The organism is Acidisoma cellulosilyticum (genome assembly GCF_020621385.1).
Taxonomy (GTDB): Bacteria; Pseudomonadota; Alphaproteobacteria; order Acetobacterales; family Acetobacteraceae; genus Acidisoma; species Acidisoma cellulosilyticum.
Window position 1 is genome coordinate 1 of record NZ_JAESVA010000042.1, and the last position, 1199, is coordinate 1199.

Here is a 1199-nt window from a genome sequence, read left to right on the forward strand (position 1 = left end):
CCGAAGGGGGCGACTTCGGTGCTGATGATGCCTTCGTTGATCCCGACGATGCCGTATTCGAGCGCGCCGGCCACGCGGAAGATGCGACCGACGTCGCGCGCATAGAAATAGGAGGCGAGGCCGAATTCCGTGTCATTGGCAAGCTGGATCGCTTCCGCCTCGGTCTTGAAGCGGAACAGCGGGGCGACCGGGCCGAAGGTTTCCTCGGCAAAGATCTTGGCATCATGCGGCACGTCCGCCAGCACCGTGGGCTGGAAGAAATTGCCGCCGAGCGCATGCGGCTTGCCGCCTGTCACGACGCGCGCGCCACGGCTGACGGCGTCCGCGATATGCTCCTCAACCTTCTCGACGGCGGCGGTGTTGATCAGCGGACCCTGCGTCGCACCCGGCTCCATCCCGTTGGCGACCTTCAGCGCCTCGACTGCCGCTTTCAGCTTCTCGGCGAAAACCTCGAAGACACTGTCCTGCACCAGAATACGATTGGCGCAGACGCAGGTCTGTCCGGTATTGCGGAATTTGGAGACTATCGCGCCCTGCACGGCGGCATCAAGATCGGCATCGTCGAAGACGATGAAGGGCGCATTGCCGCCCAGCTCCATACTCGTCTTCTTGATGGTCGGCGCACATTGCGCGAGCAACAGCGCGCCCACTTCCGTGCTGCCGGTGAAGGAGAGTTTGCGCACGCGCGGATTGGCGGTCAGTTCCGCGCCCATGATGCGGCCGGGACCGGTCAGGATATTGCAGACGCCGGCCGGCAGGCCCGCGCGTTCCGCCAGCACGCCGAGCGCCAGCGCCGAGAAGGGCGTCTCGGTCGCGGGGCGGATGACGCCGGCGCAGCCCGCGGCCCAAGCGGGACCCGCCTTGCGCGTGATCATGGCGGCCGGGAAGTTCCAGGGCGTGATGGCGGCGAAGACGCCGATCGGCTCCTTCGTCACCAGGATGCGGCGGTTCGGGGCCGGCTCGGGGATGATATCGCCGTAGACGCGCTTGGCTTCTTCCGCGAACCATTCGATGAAACTGGCGGCATAGGCGATTTCGCCCCGGCTTTCCGCCAGCGGCTTGCCCTGTTCCGCCGTCATGATGATGGCGAGGTCTTCCTGGTTCTCCATCATCAGATTGAACAGACGGCGCAGGATGGCGCTGCGATCCTTGGCCAGCATCGCGCCCCAGGCCTTCTGCGCGCGATAAGCGGCGTCGAT

General features: G+C 65.5%; 1 protein-coding gene. It reads right to left on the bottom strand.

The window, feature by feature from the left end; translation table 11 throughout:
• Nucleotides 1-1199 (bottom strand): NAD-dependent succinate-semialdehyde dehydrogenase (locus tag ACELLULO517_RS28440; protein ID WP_227310874.1); only part of this gene is annotated, 1199 nt, incomplete at both ends.